The 18,564-nt window shown below is 60.4% G+C and carries 11 protein-coding genes; 1 reads left to right on the top strand and 10 read right to left on the bottom strand.

Features of this window, described 5'->3' with window-relative positions:
* Window positions 1–343 precede the first annotated feature (343 nt).
* Window positions 344–1,423 carry an AAA family ATPase gene (locus tag K9F62_00415; protein ID UJX41203.1) on the top strand — a complete coding sequence of 360 codons (1,080 nt, stop codon included), beginning with the start codon at window positions 344–346 and terminating at the stop codon, window positions 1,421–1,423.
* Between the two features lie 182 nt (window positions 1,424–1,605).
* Here the strand turns inward: K9F62_00415 and K9F62_00410 are convergent, their stop codons facing one another.
* The 10 genes from K9F62_00410 to K9F62_00365 form a co-directional block, all read right to left on the bottom strand.
* The gene (locus K9F62_00410; GenBank protein UJX41202.1) at window positions 1,606–2,676 is read right to left on the bottom strand and encodes an AI-2E family transporter; all 1,071 of its coding nucleotides are present in this window, start codon (window positions 2,674–2,676) and stop codon (window positions 1,606–1,608) included.
* A gap of 199 nt (window positions 2,677–2,875) precedes the next feature.
* Window positions 2,876–3,238, bottom strand: coding sequence for a hypothetical protein (locus K9F62_00405; GenBank protein ID UJX41201.1), 363 nt, complete (start codon window positions 3,236–3,238; stop codon window positions 2,876–2,878).
* A gap of 292 nt (window positions 3,239–3,530) precedes the next feature.
* Window positions 3,531–9,320, bottom strand: a complete 5,790-nt coding sequence (locus K9F62_00400; GenBank protein ID UJX41200.1) for a hypothetical protein — start codon at window positions 9,318–9,320, stop codon at window positions 3,531–3,533.
* Window positions 9,275–12,184, bottom strand: a complete 2,910-nt coding sequence (locus K9F62_00395) for a hypothetical protein (GenBank protein UJX41199.1) — start codon at window positions 12,182–12,184, stop codon at window positions 9,275–9,277. The genes K9F62_00400 and K9F62_00395 overlap by 46 nt, the downstream gene beginning before the upstream one ends.
* Window positions 12,185–12,416: 232 nt before the next feature.
* Window positions 12,417–13,943 (bottom strand): DUF4070 domain-containing protein, encoded by a 1,527-nt coding sequence (locus K9F62_00390; GenBank protein ID UJX41198.1) that lies wholly within the window; start codon window positions 13,941–13,943, stop codon window positions 12,417–12,419.
* Window positions 13,944–14,178: 235 nt separating this feature from the next.
* On the bottom strand, window positions 14,179–14,706 hold the full coding sequence (locus K9F62_00385; protein UJX41197.1) for a hypothetical protein: 528 nt from the start codon (window positions 14,704–14,706) through the stop codon (window positions 14,179–14,181).
* The gene (locus tag K9F62_00380; protein UJX41196.1) at window positions 14,691–15,254 is read right to left on the bottom strand and encodes a hypothetical protein; all 564 of its coding nucleotides are present in this window, start codon (window positions 15,252–15,254) and stop codon (window positions 14,691–14,693) included. The genes K9F62_00385 and K9F62_00380 overlap by 16 nt, the downstream gene beginning before the upstream one ends.
* A 576-nt stretch (window positions 15,255–15,830) precedes the next feature.
* The gene (locus tag K9F62_00375) at window positions 15,831–16,304 is read right to left on the bottom strand and encodes a Spy/CpxP family protein refolding chaperone (GenBank protein UJX41195.1); all 474 of its coding nucleotides are present in this window, start codon (window positions 16,302–16,304) and stop codon (window positions 15,831–15,833) included.
* Between the two features lie 143 nt (window positions 16,305–16,447).
* The gene (locus tag K9F62_00370) at window positions 16,448–16,693 is read right to left on the bottom strand and encodes a cell envelope biogenesis protein OmpA (GenBank protein UJX41194.1); all 246 of its coding nucleotides are present in this window, start codon (window positions 16,691–16,693) and stop codon (window positions 16,448–16,450) included.
* Between the two features lie 10 nt (window positions 16,694–16,703).
* Window positions 16,704–17,084, bottom strand: coding sequence for a hypothetical protein (locus K9F62_00365; protein UJX41193.1), 381 nt, complete (start codon window positions 17,082–17,084; stop codon window positions 16,704–16,706).
* Window positions 17,085–18,564 lie beyond the last annotated feature (1,480 nt).

Here is an 18,564-nt window from a genome sequence, read left to right as displayed (position 1 = left end):
TGCCCTTCTCTCCCGAAATATAATGACGCATTGTCGCCGGGTTTGAATTGAGCAGGCAACTGCAATGCTTAATGTTTCAGCCTGGGTAATCCCGTATTGAAATGAGGAAGAATTAGATTATGTTTCATGGTAGGGGCATAACAAGGCGATAACGCCCTTAGTGCGGCAGGTATTTTTAAAATATACCGTGACAATATTGAGCGATGTCTTATTATACCAAGCATACATAAACATCATATTCGTATTTCCCGTAACCATCTATTGGCCATGGGGTATATCGCTGGACTATACTTTACAAGGTCGCAGCGTTTGCGGGGAGATGTTGTAATAAGGAGTTGATATCTTGGATGATAAAATATTCGAATCGCCTGCCCCCGAAGTGTGCGCCAGCAAGATTTTCGAGGCCAGCGGCGCCAAGTTCGATGCGGACGTCGCAACCGATCTTTGGCAAAAGATCATGCGGCACAAGTGGATACTGTCCGAACGGCTGAACCGGGATGTCGGATTCAGAATCGCTTGCAACGACTACCTCGAAAATATCGGAACGGACGAGGAACTCGCCACGCACAACCAGGAAAAACTTTTGGTGCAAATGGGAGCGCGCACCATCAGCCGGGACATCTGGGACACCATCTCCGACACCCAGCCGCCCAAGCAGCTTATTCAAAAAAGGATCGTCCTCCCCTTGATCGAGGAGGATCTCTCACGGAAGCACGGCGTCATTCCGCCGAAAACCATCATTTTTTTCGGTCCTCCCGGCACGGGCAAGACCCATTTCGTCAAGGCCATGGCCGGAAGGCTTGCCTGGTGGTTCATCGAAATCGCGCCAAGCATGCTCATGGTCGACGGGGTGGACAAGATCGGGGCGCACCTTCGCGAAATAATGGAAAAGGTACGCAGCTTGGATGAAGTCGTCCTCTTTATCGACGAGTTCGAGGAGTTCGCCGGCAGCCGGGATACGGCCAACCGGGTCGACAGGTCCATCACCAACGAGTTCCTCAAGCAGGTGCCGCTTATAAAAAGCCAGGGCAACAAGGTGTTGCTCGTATGCGCGACCAACTACATCCGCCAACTCGACGCCGCCTTGCTGCGGCCCGGTCGCTTCGATTGCATCATTCCAGTGGGAACCCTGGACGACGACGGAAGAAGAACCATACTGGAATACTATTTATCGAAGATGAACACCGGAATTGTCGATATGGACCGCATCGTGCCCTTGACGACGAAATTCACTCCGGCTGACCTCGAATACCTCTTCCAGATCGTCGCCCAACACGCTTTTGAAAAGGAATGCGCAAGCCGGACCAACGTTCCGGTGACAACGGAAATCATAGCCGAGGCCATCTCCGCCTTCAGGCCGTCCCTGACGGAAGCCATGATCGAGGAGTTCAAGGAAGACGTTGCCACCTATTCGCGTATCTGATCGGACCAACGGAAGCGGCCTCCCCGAATCCCGAACGGACAGGAGGCTGCCCTGCGTTGTGAAACGGCGTTGCCTCGCGTTGGCAACGAATCACCCAAGCGCCTGCCGCGGCCCCTTGAAGTGATCCTTGCGGCCCATTCTTTTCACCACATCCGCGTATGAGGGCCAAATCTGTCCACGCATCATGCTCCAGGCGGCGCAGGGTCGTCCGTTTCCTTTTGGGCGTCGAAAAAGATTTCAAGGAAGAGAAACGAGATGCTGAGCGCCAACGGTCCATACAACAGCCCAAGGGGGCCAAACATAAGCACCCCGCCGATGATGGAGACGAAGACCCAGACCAGGGACATGCGCGCCGTACCGCGCATGAAAAGCGGGCGCACGACGTTATCGACCGAACTGACGATCACAAGCCAGTAGAGCGCAAGGAAGATCGCCATTTTGACCGAGCCTGTGGCGATAAGGGAGATAATCGCCGGAAGCATGATCAGGCTGAGTCCCACAACGGGTATCAGCGATGCAATGACCGCGACGGCGCCCCAGAGCAGCGGGCTTATCCCCGCGATCCAAAGCCCGATGCCGGTGACCACCCCGATGGCGACGCTGGTGCCCAGGCCGCCCAGGAGCACGGCCTGGGACACCGCCTTGAAACGCGCGATAATCGCGTCTTCCTGATCCCGCCGCAGCGGCGACGCCTTGCGCAGCAACTCCGTGAGACGCTCCCCTTCGGCCAGAAGATAAAAAAGGAACATGACCAGCACGAGCAGTTGCAGCCCCATGCTGGCAACCCCCTTGCCGGCCGAGAGGAACCACAGACCGATGTCCCCCCCGGAGGATAAGGCCAGGGCCTCGATTTTGCGCAAATTGATGGAGGATACGTCAAGGTAGCTTTTGGCCCAGTCCGGCAGGGGAAGCGCGTGGAGCCAGGCCACGGCCTCGGTAAGCCCGCCGGTCCGAAACCAGGTGATGGCCGTGTGAATGAACGTGACGGCCTCGCTGGTCAGCAGGGTCACCAGCCCGGCCAGCGGCAGAAGCACGAACAGGATCGTCAGCAGCGTGAGGATGGTTGCGGCAAAAAACCGACGCGTTTGGACCGGTCGGGGCAGCCGCCTCCGCAAGGGGTGTACCAGGGTGGCCAGGACCAGGGCGAGAACCATGGCGTGCCTGAATGGCCACAGGAGTGTGCCCATGATCGCGATGGCCGCCAGGAAGATAGCCAGAAGAAAAGGCCGATAGAAGTCCGGTGATGGTGCCATGTTTTTCGCTAGTGTGGCATCCCTTAAAAAATACGATAGTATTTTTTAAGAAAAAACAAATTATCTTGGTATGTTGCCCCAGAAAGTTATATACACCGACTTCGAGGACGCGACACTAGCGGCGTTCCTGTCCTGCCTCGTCGAAGACGGCGTCTGCGGTCCTTGGGAGTCGCGTGCAACGGGAGGACCGCCGGCGCGACTACTTCCCGATACGGAAGGCAAAGTGCTCGGCGCCGATCATGCCGGCGCCAGTGCCCGAGAATCCGGCGGTGACGAATTCGAAGGTGCCCAGACGGCCGTCTTCGCAGGTGACCGTGCCCTTGCCTTTTTGCTGCGAGGCATGAACAAAATCACCCTTGCAGATTACGCCCTTGTTCGTCGTCAGGGTCAAATTCCCATCGCCCCAAAAGTGTACCGTCGCCTTCCCGGTGAACGTCTCGGTGCTGTTGAGCACCGCTCCATGGATAGGAAGCGTCATGGCATGTGCAGGGGATATCAAAACAAAAAACAGGATTGCGAAAGCAGCAGCCAGCTGGTAACAAAGTTTGAATAAGTTGTACATAACGGCCTTTTTTTTAATATTTGTCAAAAACCATTTTTCGAGTGTTTCTTTAGATCATGGTTCTCAGGGTTCTTGGCTATTCTTACTATATATTACATTTATAATGTCCTGTCCATCCTGCCGGGATATCTTTGCTGCATTCTTCCGACGCCTCCCCAGGGACGGTTTGCGCAAAGACGCCCCATCCCTGGAGAGGCTCATCCCGAAGCGCCGCAAGAAGCGCGGGGAAGAGCCCCTTTCCCGTGTGTATTCCCCTGAGAGGCGGGCACAGACGCCTTAAACGGCGCTGCCGTCAGCGTATATCCACCGCGACATGGTGTTCCCGGCGGTCATCCGCCAGGGGGATCAGGCCCTGCGCCCGTCCAGCTCCCGTCTCGATCGTTTCGTTGACCATGACGCCGTCCAGCGTCACCTGGATTTCCCGCGTGGCCTTTTCGCCAAGACGCCTGACCGTGATATGATACACGGTATCGCGGTGGCGGTAGTGGATTTTGTAGGAATCCCAATGCGCCGGCAGGCACGGCGCGAGGCGCAGCCGGTCCACCTCCAGGGTAAGGCCCAGCAGCGTTTCCACGGTCAGCCGGTACATCCACCCGGCCGCCCCGGTGTACCAGGTCCAGCCGCCCCGGCCCGTGTGGGGCGGCGCGGCGTACAGGTCCGCGCTCATGACGTAGGGCTCGACCTTGTAGCGGGCGATGGCTTCCGGAGAATTCCCGTGACCGACCGGGGTGAGCATGGCGAAGTACTCCCAGGCACGTTCCCCCTCGCCCAGCCGGGCCAGGGCCATGGTGGCCCAGATCGCGGCATGGGTGTACTGGCCGCCGTTTTCCCGCACCCCGGGCACGTAGCCCTTGATGTAGCCGGGTTCGAGGTCCGAGGCGTCAAACGGCGGGGCGAGCAGCTTGATGCACCGCGCGTCGCGGTCCACGAGACGTGCATCCACCGCCGCCATGGCCTGCCTGGCCCGTTCGGGATCGCCGCCGCCGGACAGGACCGCCCAGCTCTGGCTGATGGAGTCTATCTGGCAGTCCACGTTTTCCGACGAGCCAAGCGGCGTGCCGTCGTCGAAGTAGGCCCGGCGGTACCAGTCGCCGTCCCAGGCCTGGGCCTCGATGTTCTCGCGCAACCGGGCGGCCTGCTCGGCGCATGTCTCCGCCATGGCCGCGTCCCTCCGGCCGCGCGCCAGACCGGCGAACAGCTCCAGGTTCTCGTACAGAAACCAGGCCAGCCAGACGCTTTCGCCCCGGCCGTCCCGGCCGACGCGGTTCATGCCGTCGTTCCAGTCGCCGCAGCCCATGAGCGGCAGGCCGTGCGCGCCGAAACGCAGCCCGTGGCGGATGGCCCGGGCGCAGTGCTCATAGAGGCTGGCCGTTTCCGACGAGCGCTGCGGCTGGTCGTAGTACGACTCCTCATGGGGGTCGAGTGCGCGGCCTTCCAGAAACGGCACGCTCTCGTCGAGGATGCCCGTGTCCCCGGTCGTCAGCACATACCGGGCGGTTGCGTAGGGCAGCCACAAATAATCGTCGGAGAAATGGGTGCGCACGCCCTGGCCGTTGGGCGGATGCCACCAATGCTGCACGTCGCCCTGGGGAAACTGGCGTCCGGCGCAGCGCAGCAAGTGTTCGCGGGTAAGCCAGGGCGCGGCATGGACCAGGGCCATGGTGTCCTGCAACTGGTCGCGGAATCCGTAGGCCCCACCGGACTGGTACAGGCCGCTGCGCCCCCAGAGGCGGCACGACAGCGTCTGGTAGAGGAGCCAGCCGTTGGCCAGCACATCGAGGGCCGGATCGGGCGTCTCCACGTTGACCGCGCCAAGCGTGCGGTTCCAGTGTTCCCACACCGTTTCCAGGGCCTGGCGCGCGCCGGCCGGGCCGCCGAAGCGTTCGATAAAATAGCGCGCCTCGTCGGCATCCCGGGCCGCGCCGAGGAGAAAGACGATCTCCCGCTCCTCTCCTTCGGCCAGTTCGATCCGGGTCTGGATGGCGGCGCACGGATCAAGGCCGGCCCCGGTCCTGCCCGACAGGGACTTGCGGCCAAGGGCGGCGGGATTTCCCAGGGTGCCGTTTCGGCCGAGGAATTCGGTCCGGTCTCCGGTCACCGTGCGCTCCCGCTCGCTGACCTGGGCAAAGACGATCCGGCCGCCGCATTCCCGGCCGTAGGCGTTGCGGGCGAAAACCGCTCCGGTCAGCGGATCCTTTTCGGTCACGATGTGCAGGAGATTGGTATGTCGCCACTCGCCGAGCACCAGCTCGAAGTATCCGGTCAGCGACAGGCGGCGCGAACGCCCCGAGTGGTTGCGCAGCTTCGCCACCAGGAATTTGACCGGCGCGTCCATGGCGACATAGGTGGAGAGTTCCGAGAAGATGCCTTCCGCATCATGCTCGAACACGCTGTAGCCGAAGCCGTGCCGGCAGACATAGCCGGACCGGCCGCGGGCGGGCAGTCCCGTCGGCGACCAGAACGCTCCCGTCCGCTCGTCGCGCAGGTAGAGCGCCTCGCCGCCGGCGTCGCCGATGGGATCGTTTTGCCAGGTGGTCAGCCGGAATTCGTGGGCGTTTTCCGCCCAGGTGTAGGCGCTGCCGCATTCGCTCACGACCGTGCCGATGTGGGGGCTGGCGATGACGTTGACCCAGGGCGCGGGTGTCGTCTGGCCGGGCTCCAGGGTGATGACGTATTCGCGCCCGTCGGGGGTGAAGCCTCCCAGCCCGTTTCCCAGAATACGCTCGCGCGCCGGGAGCGCCCGGACCGGTTCGGCGGCCTGTCGTGGCCAGGCCTCCAGGCGTTGCGGCAAACGCCTGGCCGGCGGACGGCATTCCACCTGTTCGGCCAGGGTCTCGGCGGAATCGGTCAGCACGACCCGGGCGACGGTCTGGAAGAGCACCCGGTCCTCTTCGGAAAGTTCCTCGGCCCGGCGCACGAAAACCCCGCCCGGCCGGTCGACGACCGCCGCTTCGGGACCGGCGTTGACGAGCCCCATGATCCGGTCGTGCAGCGCCGCCCGGTAGCCCGAGAAATCCTCGTTTATGATCACCAGGTCCGAGGCCAGTCCCTTCATCCGCCAATAGGCATGGGCCGCGAGCATCTGTCCGACCAGGTCGATGTGGTCCATGTCGCCAATGCGCACCAGGACAATCGGCAGGTCGCCCGAAATGGCGAAACGCCACAGCCCGGACTGGCCGAGCTGGTTTCGGGCAATGACGCTCGGCGCGGCGCGGTGCAGGGCGTTGCCGAAAACGACGCAGGAGGCCAGGCGGCCGTATATCTGGGCGTCGGCTTCGGCCGCGCCCAGGTGGCGCAGCACTTCCTGGCTTTGAAACCAGGCCATTTCAAAGGCCCGCTCGACAAAATGCCGGTCGCCGTATTTCTCGATCACGGCCAGGGCGGCCTCGCGCGTGTCCGCGACGCCGGAGATGATCTGCACGGCCACCGAGACGTCGGGGGATACGGTCACGGTGCGACGGATGGAGACGATGGGGTCGAGCACCGCGCCGGCGGTATTGGAGAGCGCCGCCGGGCCGCCGTGGCCGGAGATGGCCAGGGGATTGGCCGCCGTTCGGCCGCGCCCGAGGAAGGCGGCACGGTCCGTCTCGTAGGAGGCTTCGCCGGCAGCCACGCCAGGGGCGGCGAACAGGTGAAACATCCACGGTGTCCGCTCGTCCGGCGTGCGACGTCGGCGCGTGCACAGGATCGCCTGCCGGTCGGGCAGAATCTCGGTCTGCACGAAGAGGTTGCTAAACGCGGGGTGGGACAGGTCGGCGTTTTGCGGCGCCAGCACGACCTCGGCATAGCTCGTCACCTCGATATGCCGGGGATGCGAGGACAGGTTGGTCAGCGTGACCCGGCGGATCTCGACGTCGTCCTCGGGCGAGACGCTGATCTCGGTGTGGGTTTCGATACCCTGGTCGCGCCGTCGGTATTCGGCCCGCGCCTGTACGAAGGCCGCCTCATAGTACTCGGCCGGATGCAGCGTCGGCTGATGGGCGCTGGACCAATAGCGCCCGGTGTCGCTGTCGCGCAGGTAGATAAACGTGCCCCAGCCGTCCGACGTGGCGTCCTCGCGCCAACGGGTGACGGCCAGATCGTGCCAGCGGCTGTAGCCGCCGCCGGCATTGGTGGCCATGACGTGGTACCGGCCGTTGGAGAGAAGATGCACTTCGGGCAGGGGTGTATTCGGATCGGTGAAAACGCGCATGATCGCGCCCGCTTCCGTGGCCGGCGGGTGGGCGGCGGCGCTGACTTCGGCGGCATGCGGGTGGAGCGTGGCCGCGTTTTTCGGCACCCGCTCCTGCAGAAGCGACTGCGTCGCCCGGATGGAGGGTGCGGCCATGAACCGACGTTGCATCGGCTCGCCGAGCAGAGCCTGGGCGAACGCCAGCAGGCTCATGCCCTGGTGGTGGGCCATAAACGCCCGCACGAGAGCGTGATTTTTCCCCCGGGGCACGCGCGCGGGGGTGTAATCGATCGCCTCGTAAAAGCCGTAATCGCCCTGAAATCCCTCGGCAGCAAGGCGCTCCAGGTTACGGCAGGCTTCCCGCGGAGCCACGAGCAGGGCCAGGGCGCTGGCATAGGGCGCGATGACCATATCCTCGCCGAGTCCCCGCTTGAACCCCAGCCCGGGCACGCCAAATGCCCTGTACTGGTAGGCCTGGTTGACGTCCACGGCGTTGTAGCAGGATTCGGAAATGCCCCAGGGCACGGCGCGCTGCCGGCCGTATTCGATCTGGCGCGACACGGCGGCCTTGCAGGTCTGGTCGAGCAAGGTGTGTTCGTAATGGGGCATGACGAGTTGCGGCATGAGGTACTCGAACATCGAGCCGCTCCAGGAAATGAGGCTCGGGTCGCCGCCGTGGCTCGTCAGGAGACGCCCGAGGGAAAACCAGTGTTTTTGCGGGATTTGCCCCTCGGCAATGAGCAGGAAGCTGGTGAGTCGGGCCTCCGAGGCGAGCAGGTCGTAGCAGGACGGATCCCGCCGCCGTTCGCCCACGTCGTAGCCTATGGCCAGCAGGTCGCGCGCCGTATCATAAAGAAAGGCAAAATCCATGGTCGCCAATTCGTGGCAGCGTCCCAGCAAATCGTCGATGACGCCAAGGCGTCGCCGGGCTTCCCGGGCCTGGGGAGGCGTTTCGGCGGTCAGCGCGCCCTCTCCGGCCAAGGTCGCCAGGGTCGGGTTGTTTTCGGGTAAAGCCGCCCCCGGCGCGAACAAGCGCAGCTCTTCCCGCAGGGCGCGGACCTGCCGGTTGAAGGCTTGCGCCCAGTCATGCGGCAAGGTGTCGACGGCGTCGTCCCGGGACAATTCGGCCAGTAGGTCCTCCCCCGGGTCCTGAAGCGCGGCCAGTACGGCGTCAATGGCCGCCGGGTCGCGCGGCGGACCTTGCCGCCCGGCGTCGCGCAGCGTTTCCCGAAGTTTCGCCACCTGCCTGGCGAGAGCCGGGGCGCGGGAGGCGGAGACGTGCTCGGCCAGTACCCGCACGGTATCCCCAAGTCCCGCCAAGGCGCGGGGGGACAGCACCGGCTGGTCCTTGAGCTCGGCCAGTCCCGCCCGCAAGGTCAGCAGGCAGCCGGCCAGGTTACCGCTGTCGACGGTGGAAACGTATTGGGGACGAAGGGGGGTGAGCGTTCGCGTGTCGTACCAGTTGTAGAAATGGCCCCGGTAGCGCGTGAGCTTTTCCATGGCCGCCAGGGTGGCCTCGGTGCGGCGCAGCAACTCCCCGGCGCAGATGTACCCGAAATCCCAGGCGGCCAGGTTGGCCAAGAGGGCCAGGCCGATATTCGTCGGCGAGGTGCGCGAGGCGAGCATCTCCGTGGGATATTCCTGAAAGTTGTCGGGTGGCAGCCAGTTGTCAAGCGGGCCGACGAAGTGCGCGAAGAAGTGCCAGGTGCGCCGGGCCGCTCCCCGCAAAAACAGCCGCTGATCGGCGCCCAGCTCCTGCACCGGGGCCGCAAGCGGCCGGCTGATCCACCAGGCCACGACCGGCGAGACCAGCCAGAGGAACAGGACGGGCGCGCAGGAGAGCAAGGCCGCCGGTTGGCCGGGCGTCAGGGCCAGGGCCACGGCCACGGCCAGGGCTGGCGCGAACCACACTCCACGGCGAAATCGGCCAGGGTGCGGCGCGCGTTGCGCTGCGCATAGGCGGGGCCGTGCCAGAGCAGGAGGCCGCGCCGCGTGAACAGCATGCGCAGGCCCGAGCCGGCGATGGCGTCCAGGCAGACAAGCGCCTCGTAGGGCAAAAAGGCCAGGGTCAACAGCGTAAGCAGCAGCGGCCGGCCGGCCGATTTGCCGGTCTGGCGCAGCTGCGCCCACCAGCTCCGTTCCCCGGGCTTACGCGCGAGTTCGAGCAGGGCTCCCGGCAGGGTGGGCAGGAAGACCACGACTAGCACCAGCAGCGTCCAGAACCAGGCCGGCCCGGGCCCAAAGAGCCAGCCCAGGACCAGCAAGGCGCACAGCGACGGCGCGACGAGGCTGCGGCGCAGGTTGTCGCACAGCTTCCATACCGACAGGGCCGTCAGCGGGTTCGGTTGCCGCCGCGCCTTTTTCCCGTCCGCGACGGACGGTCCGGGCACGCGCGGCAACAGCCAGCCGGCCAGTTGCCAGTCCCCCCGGATCCAGCGGTGCCGCCGGCTGACGTCCATGGCATAGCTGCGCGGATGCTCCTCGACGAGGTCCACATCCGTTACCAGGGCGGAGCGGGCATAGCCGCCTTCCAGGAGATCATGGCTCAGGATGAGGTTTTCCGGAAAGCGCCCATCCACGGCCCGACGGAAGGCGTCCACGTCGTAGATGCCCTTGCCGATAAACGATCCCTCGCCGAAAACATCCTGGTAGGCGTCGGACACCTCGCGGGTATAGGGATCGATGCCGGCCTCGCCCGCGAAGAGTTTCGCGAAGCGCGACTGCCCGGCGCTGGCCAGGCTGATGGACACGCGGGGTTGCAGGATGGCGTGCCCGTCGACGATGCGCCCCTTGGCGGGATCGTAGACCGGACGGTTGAGCGGATGGGCCATGTTGCCAACCAGCGCCCGGGCTGCGTCCCGGGGCAGTTGCGTGTCGGTGTCCAGGGTGATGACGTAGCGGATCGAAGAGAGGATGGACGCATCGCCCACGGTCTCCGAAAAGGCGGATGCGGCTTCCCCGCGCAGCAGGGCGTTGAACTGCTCGAGCTTGCCGCGCTTGCGCTCATGACCCATCCAGGTCCGTTCGAAGGGGTTCCATTCCCGGGGCCGGTGGAACAGGAAAAAGATGCACGGCCGATCGTCGCTATAGGTGGCGTTGAGTAGCTCAAGCGCCGTGCGGGCCTGGGCGAGGGCGTCGTCGTCGGTGGGCTGCACCCGCTCGGGCGCATCGGGAAAATCCGTCAGCAAGGCAAAGAACAGGTTGGGGTCGCGGTTGCCGAGGTAGCGGATTTCCAGAGCTTCGACCAGGGCCGCGATGTCTTGCGGGGAGCCGAGCAAGGTCGGAACAACCACCATGGTGCGGTGCCCGGCCGGGATGCCTTGGGAAAAATCCAACCGAGGCAGGGTATGGGGCGGCAGGAGCCAGGTAGCCGCCAGGTTGACCAGCGGGACGGCCAGGGCCGAGCCGCTAAGCAGGGCAGTGATCGCGACAAGCCAATACCGCCAGTCTCCCGGCGAAAACCCGCCGAAAGCGGCCAACGCGACCCAGGCCATAAGGATGGTCAGAACCAGAATGGGGCCGAGATACAGGACCAGACGGACCGTCCGGTTCGTCCGGCCGGCCCAGGCCGCCAGCGACAGGCGGCAATCGACCGCCCGTTCCAGCAGGGGCCGGCCCCGATCGAGCAGGTAGTAGCCGACATGGGCGGTGCGGTCGTCGGCGCCGAGGCGTTGCGCCGCCGCGCGCGCCAGCAAAAGGACTTGCCGGGTCACCGCCAGTTCGCTTTGCGCACTGCCCCTGGCCACCTCCTCGACGACATGCCGGTAGCGGTCGCGGGTGGCGAAATCCTGAAGGGCGTGCATCCCGGCCGGATCTTCGCGCAAGGCTTGTTCGACGAGGCTTAAGGACTCGACGTATTTCTTCCAGTCCATGGCCCCGATGAAACGCAGGCTGCCGATGCTGTTGGCGATGGAGAGCTGGTTGGTCGCGGCGGTCCGGCCGGCCGCCTCGGAAAGCTGGGTGGCGGTCACCCCCTGTTCGAGGAGCTTTTGGCCGATCCACGTCTGAATGAAGGCCATGGGGGCTCCCTGGGTATGGAGCCGGGCATGGAATTCCTCCACAAAGGGCGCGGTCAGCGGCACATCGGCGTTGGCGAATTCGGCCAGCAGCAGGATAAGCTTTTTCGGCTCCTTTTCCGCTGTGGCCTGCATGCGTTGCGCCCAGAAGATGGCCGCGTCGCGTTCCTCGCGCCGACGCGCGATGCGGATGGCTATGCGGCGGATATTTTCCAGCAGCGCCAACTGCAGCATGATCGGGAAGGCCCACAATTCGCCCAGCATCAAGGGTGTGGCGGTCTGGTAGGCGGCAATGAACTGGGTGGCGTTGTCGTTGTCGATGCGGCCGTCCATGTGCGAGATCAGTTCCAGCGCCAGGTCATAGATGCGAGGGAATCCGGCCGATGGTCCCTCGGCCAGTCGCGGCAACTGCCGGCTGTAGCCCCGGGGCAGGTGCCGGCGGGCCAGACTGATCTGTTGCTCGATGAGATAAAAATTATCGAGCAACCATGCCTCGGCCGGTACGACCCGCCCTCCAGGCGTGGCCGTGACCGTCACGATGTCATAGGCCGCCCGCAACGCCCGCGCATTGTCCGCCAGTCGCGGCAACAACATATCCGGCCCAGGGTGGGAATCAAGGGTGTGCAGGCCGGCCAGTTTGACGGCGTGCAGCGTGAGTTGCTTGAGACTGTAGAGTTCCGAACGCAGCAGTTCGGTAGTGTGGTCATTTCGCAGGGTGTGGCGCGCCCGGGTTTTCAATCCGAACTCTTTGATGCTCATGATGCATTCCTTGCTCGAGCCCGAGATCTTGCGCGCAGGTCTGGCCTTATGTCATACTGTCTGCTGCAATCTGAAGTCAGGTTGTTGATGCGTTCTCCCCCGGCTGCGACATCGGGGGCGATTTTAGCGGTTGTGTTCCCCACGGCCGGGGCGCGTTGCGACGAAACTGCCGCAACGCCTCATCCGCCGGTTTCCCCCCCACCGACTGCTGTGCCCTTTCGCCACCCGTGCCTCATCCAGTACGGGAGGACTCGCTCGCCGCGGATTCGGCCCAGGCATCCCTGGCCAGCAGCGCCCGCTTGGCGACCAACTGAAAGTGCCGGCCGAGGATGGCCAGTTCCACGGCCACGGGCAGGGCCTTCCGCTTGGTCAGGGCTGTTTTGAGGATGAGTTTCCAATAGTCGAACCTGGCCCGGGACAAGATGCCGATGCGCCACAGACTTTTGAGAAAGGCTTGGAAATCGCTCCGGACAAATTTGCCTCGGGCTGTCGGATTGTAATTTTTCAGAAAAGTATTGATGCGGTCATAGTAATATTCCGGGGAATAGAGCGTGGAGAGGAGGCGTTTGTAGCCGTTGATCAGCGTTTCGCGGCTCATGGTCGGGATGAAGTTCAGGCTGGCGTCCGTATTTTCGCCCGTGGCATCGCCAAGAAGCCGGTTTTCGGCCTTGAGTCGGCGCCATAACCGTGTCTTGGGCATGGCGGTAAGAATGCCGACCATGGCCGTGACCACCCCGATTTTCTGGATGAAACGGATTTGCTGTTCGAAGATGCTTTCCGTGTCGCTGTCGAACCCGACGATGAACCCGCCCATGACCTGCAGGCCGTTTTGATGCAGGGTCTTGACCGCCTGGGTAAAATCCGTGGCCACGTTCTGTTTCTTGCCGCATTCCTGGAGACTGTCCGTGGAGGGCGTCTCGATGCCGATGAAGAGCTTGTGGAAATTGGCTTTGCTCATCAGGCGCACCAGTTCGCCGTCCCGGGCCAGGTTGATGCTCGCCTCGGTCATGAATTTGAAGGGATAGCCGTGCCGGGTCTGCCAGTCGATGAGCCGGGGCAGGAATTGTTTCACCGAGGCGATGTTGCCGATGAAATTGTCGTCCACGATGAAGACCGGGCCGCGCCAGCCGGCCTCGTGCAGGCTTTGTATTTCATGCAGCATCTGGTCGGCCGATTTGACTCTGGGCCGGCGGCCGTTTTGGACCACGATGTCGCAGAATTCACAATCAAACGGGCAACCGCGCGAGTATTGCACGGACATGGTGACGTAGTCCCGGAAGTCGATCAATTCCCATAGCGGGATCGGAGTCGTCGCGATGTCCGGCCTGTCGGGCGTCGTATAAAGGGGTTTCGGCGTCCCCCGGGCCAGATCCTCAAGGAAGGGCGGCAAGGTGAGTTCGGCCTCGTTGAGGACGCAATGGTCCACGCCCGGAAAACGCTCGGGTTGGGCGGTAAAGGCCGGTCCTCCGGCCACGATGCGCTTCCCCATGGCCTTGGCCCGGGCGATGACGTCCTTGGCTCCGGCCTCCTGCACGAGCATGGCGCTCAGAAAAACCATGTCGGCCCAGGCCAGGTCCTCGTCACGAAGAGGGGCGACGTTGGCATCGACAAGTCGCTTCTCCCACCGCTCCGGCAGCATGGCGGCGACCGTCAGCAGGCCCAGCGGCGGAAAGGCCGCTTTTCGGGAAAGATAGGGCAAGATATGCTTGAAGCTCCAGAAAGTATCTGGATAAACTGGATAAACCAGAAGAATTTTCATAATGCACCACCTTGCTCGTTGGCGTGTTACATTCGAATCCGGCGCTTCCTCCCTGTATAGCGCAAAAAACAAGAAAGTTCTTCAACAATTATTGCGCATCACCTTCGCTTGAAGCATTGCTTCTCGATATGACTTGTCGATCTTCATAGACAAATAGCGCTCAAAAATTTGGGCTGCAACGCAACAATCCGGCAATACAGGCAATATTCAGACTTCAAAGGGCGCCTTCCCGGCGTTATTCGACCTCTTGCTGCGTGGATTCTCCCTTTGTCCAGGCAAGCAGGCGGAGTGAGAGAGCGTTTTTCGCAACCGACGAGGCATACCAGCCCGGGGCGACTCCCTTGGCATTGGCAAGCGTTGGAAGGTTAGGCTTGGAGGTCTTCTCCTGTTGCTCCCGGCGGTTTTTCGCCTCGGCCCTGAGAGCCGACTTCTGCTTCTCTACGAGCACGTGCCCAGTCGCTTTCCAATTGGTCTTCTCGCCGGAATGTGATTTTGGATGACCCCGGTCGGAATACCGTCCAGGGAATTCCCTGGCCCAACGCGAGACGTGCCCAGTCCAGTGGCCAAACTCGGGCAAGGCCGTGGCGTAACAGGCCTCCAGCGCTACGAACGGCTCCTTGGGCGGCAGATGGATTTCGTCCGCGTGTGGGCTGTAGAAGGCTCGGATGCGCTGGTTGTGCTTGATGAACGCACCGGAATTTTGAAGGAGAGTCCCGGCTTTCTCTCCTTCCGGACGTGGCAATCCCCTTATTGTCCACGACATCCATTTTTAATTATCTCGCAATTGTTGATACATACAGGTTTTGTGTATGCTTCTCGACGAGAAATACCTTGGCATCCTGCCATACACTTTCCATATTGACTGGCGCAAGATTCACGTTGCATCATTGGCTGAACTGCCATATATGGCCTATTTTCACGCATGGTAGTCCTTGATTGGACATTGCCCCTTTGCCCTACTTCCTCAAGGTAATAAACTCTTCCAGATGTGTCCCGGGTATAAAGTCTATGTCCTTCGTCAACATAGTACTGGTGGTCATCATTCTCGATGTAGTAGAGCATCCCAAGGGGAGCCGATGGCTCAATCACTTCGCGCACGATGCGGTGACGTCGCCCCATGCTGTCCACGTAGTAGCGGTGTTGGGTTCCGACTCGAACGAAATGTCCTCCCGCTTGTTCGTGAACAACGGTTCCTGGACGGGTATACGTTTCCGGAAACGGTTGACTGCAGGCAGGGCTTGCCAAGCATAGCATAAGCAGTGAAAAGATAAACATTTCAAACGTGATCGCGATACTGCATGTAGTGGTCATGATGCTCCTCCTGAAAAAATGTAGTGTTCCTGTTGCAGCTGTTGGGGAGTGACCTCGCAAGGAGATCGGGCACTCCGTGTCTCCTGGAACCCTCTTGCCACTCCGGAAGGAGGCGGCAAGAGGGTGAGGTGACGGGGTTCGAATGCACTTCAGGAGTGTCTCGGCAAACCATCAACAAAAGCGGTTACACCGTCTCCGAGGCACTCCCGAGCACTAACGCCTCCCAAGCGGAATAACGATGTTAAATCCCGGTAAGATCGGCGGCGGCATCAATACAACCGGTGGCGGCGGCGGGTAATACCCCCGCTGCCTCGCGTAGTACGCACCGTGTGGGGGATAATAGACATGGTTGTTTTGGGTGCCTCACCCGATGCGCTGGATGATGATATCCATTGTGGCCACCTCGTACATTCCCATCGTAGGCAAGCGCAGGTACAATGCTATAACTTGTTGTTAAGACAATAAAAGCAATCACCAGTAAACTGGGAATGCTTGTTTTCAATGGATTCATAATGTCCTCCTTAAAGGGGACTCATGGTCATGATACGCAATATGGGCAGCCGATACTTCAACTCTTTACGTACCCTTATGGTATTTTCGACCTTCATGGCGTGCGAAAACCTCGTCGGCAATCTTTTTTTGGCCATCAGGCATCATATTGTAAAGGGCTTCAAAGGCAGGGATAAGTTTTTGCATGCCCTTGGCATGTTCCTCGGCCATATCCCCCTGCATCCGTAAGCTATCGAGCGCAGTTAATTTGGGAGCCTTCTCGGCCCAAGTATCGAGCATGGTCCGCATCGACTGGGCATTGTCACGCATAACAGCAGCGACGGCATTCCAGGCCGCCCCTTGTGCGGCGGTAATGTGAAGATCCTTATGGAGCTTGGTGATCCGCATTTCAATCCAATCCACTGAATGCTTTTTCACCTTGGCCTGTCCCTCAGCGACGGGAGGCGATGCCGTTTGTCCCCAGGCAACTGGTGGGACGGTTACAATCAGCAAGGCTAAAGTTGCAAAACAGGCACGAAGCATAAATTTGAAGCTTGTCATACGTTCTCTCCTGGTTACCGTCCTCTTGGACGGATGATAACAATGATGATCTGGTAGTTGTTGAGGGTAAAATTCCCGTAGTGGATGCAGAGATCATGCGTCATTCTGCTTTGTTTTGACTCCTTGTATTTATACAAGTCTTATTAATACCGTCTATACGTTTTTTGCTCCTGTTGGTTGCCGTAGATTGTCCCGGCAACACCACCAAGAGCACCGCCAACCAGTGCACCAACGCCAAGGTTGCCGCCTGTTATGGCGCTGATCCCCAGGCCAGCCCCCGCTCCAATGGCCGCGCCGGACAAGGCGCCCTGCTGCGTAGGAGACATGCGTGTGCAGGCTGGGATGCCCAGCAAGAGTAACATCAACGTGGTGAGCAGTATTTTTTGCATGGTGGTATCCTTAATTTTTCCAGTTCGGCATGACAATTTCATGCCAAATGACATCAAATACCTGTTTATCCATTTTTGTGGGATTATTGCGGTAGTAAGCGTCTATCTTGTTGGCTAGTGTCGCCCAGCTCATATCTTTCAATGCCTCGACCCAGCCTTTGACGAATCTGGACGGCTGTTCCGAATGCTTCTCCCTGACATGATATTCGAGCACGAGCGCACTTGACGCTCCAAATAAAAAGGCTCGCTTCTCCTGTTCGGTTGACGCCATCCACACTTTCCCATCAACATCAGGTGCAGGATGCTGCATTGTCTCTTGCGCGTAACATACTTCCGCGCTGAGAATGATGAGACCAATCAGAAAGAATATCCAAGAATACCCGTATTTCATAATAACCTCGAATGGCTATGGTTTGGTGTTGCGACTAGGTTTTCCGTTGCACCGAATTCCATTGTCCGTGAGCATGAGAGTTGGCTGTATATGTGTCCATAAAGTTTAGAGGGATATGCCCTTGTTGCCTTTAGCGTTGATTGACTACCTTCTGCCGCAGCCACTCCGCGTGCTTTTGCAACTGGAGATGCAGGCATTGCGGTCATACCTATTCTTGTTGTTGGGATTCGACCGACAGGCGCTGACGCAGCCGTTATACAGTTGTCGACAATATTTGGGCGTTTCCACGGTTCCGGGAGCCACCGCCGGGGGGCGGCGTCCAGGCATGGATTGACCGGGGGAGGTCATGATTTGGCCACCGTCTCTCATGACCCGCATCTGGGCGGTGCAGACCAAATTGCAATCCTGGCATTCACGATTGCACTGCACGCTCGGGTCGGTCCTGCCTGCGTTGATGGTGCAGACTTGGGCCCCATCGGGGCGGACGCAGGCGTATGTCTCGGCTTGGGCCTCGACGGCCTGCAAAGCGAGTCCCAGGCTAAGCACTGAAAGCATACAAATCAGTATCTTTCGCATTGTAACTCCGTTTGTAGAGGTTGTATCCATGTCAGGGGGCCGAGGTGGACGTGAATGCTTCTAGAGCACAATCGGTCATTGTAAATCAGCTGTTATCCAGGCAGTTCTCACTGAGTCAGCCTTGCGCGCCGCCCTTGAATATCTGAACTCTGGTCTTCTCATGAGGGCAGTCCTAATAAGGTCGCAGGCATTGCTCCCTTGCGAAGTCACATTGCTCAAAACAGGCTCGCTTGTTTCCAAGGCCAACCGGATGATTGCAATGGTTCAAGCACATGTTCCACTCTCCTGTACAATATCTAGGGCTTCTTAAACGCATGGACTGTCCGGAATAGTCACCGCGCAAAATGGGTAGTGGATCGATGACCTTGCCAGAGTCGCTTTCCTCTACATAGATAATATTTCCAATATTATCTCTGTAGTAAAGCCTGCCTGTTTCGTCATAATAGTATCGCGTATTATTGTTGTCTATGATTGTAAACAATCCGCCAGTCCCCTGTTCAACGCGGACATTTCGTTCAATCACGCGCAATCCCCCCTTTGGGTCGACGTGATAGAGCCTTCCGTTCTCGTCCCGATAGTAGCGACGCGTGGAAGGTTCAACTGCTACGTAATTTTTTTGTGAATATGTGGCTGAACCATATGAAGGATCGTAATTGGATTTGTTTCTCGGGACGCATCCAACCGCTGTTATGGCCATGATTCCGATGAAAAATATTACTTGTATCTGGGTATCATATCGTCTTTTCATGGTGGTTGCTCCGGTATGAAATCATGAGTGCTTTGTGCGTCGCGTCCGTATTTTTGCTCGCCAGCCCGGACTACGACGATTTTTTGGTTAGCTTCGCAAATACAATTTCCTAAACGCTTCTTCGGGACTCTCGCGACGTGGGGCGTCCACAGCCGC

Origin of the sequence: Desulfovibrio sp. JY (assembly GCA_021730285.1) — a bacterium.
In the GTDB taxonomy this organism is placed as follows: Bacteria; Desulfobacterota; Desulfovibrionia; order Desulfovibrionales; family Desulfovibrionaceae; genus Solidesulfovibrio.
Note: the sequence above shows the minus strand (reverse complement) of the source record. Positions and strands in the feature narration are given on the sequence as shown.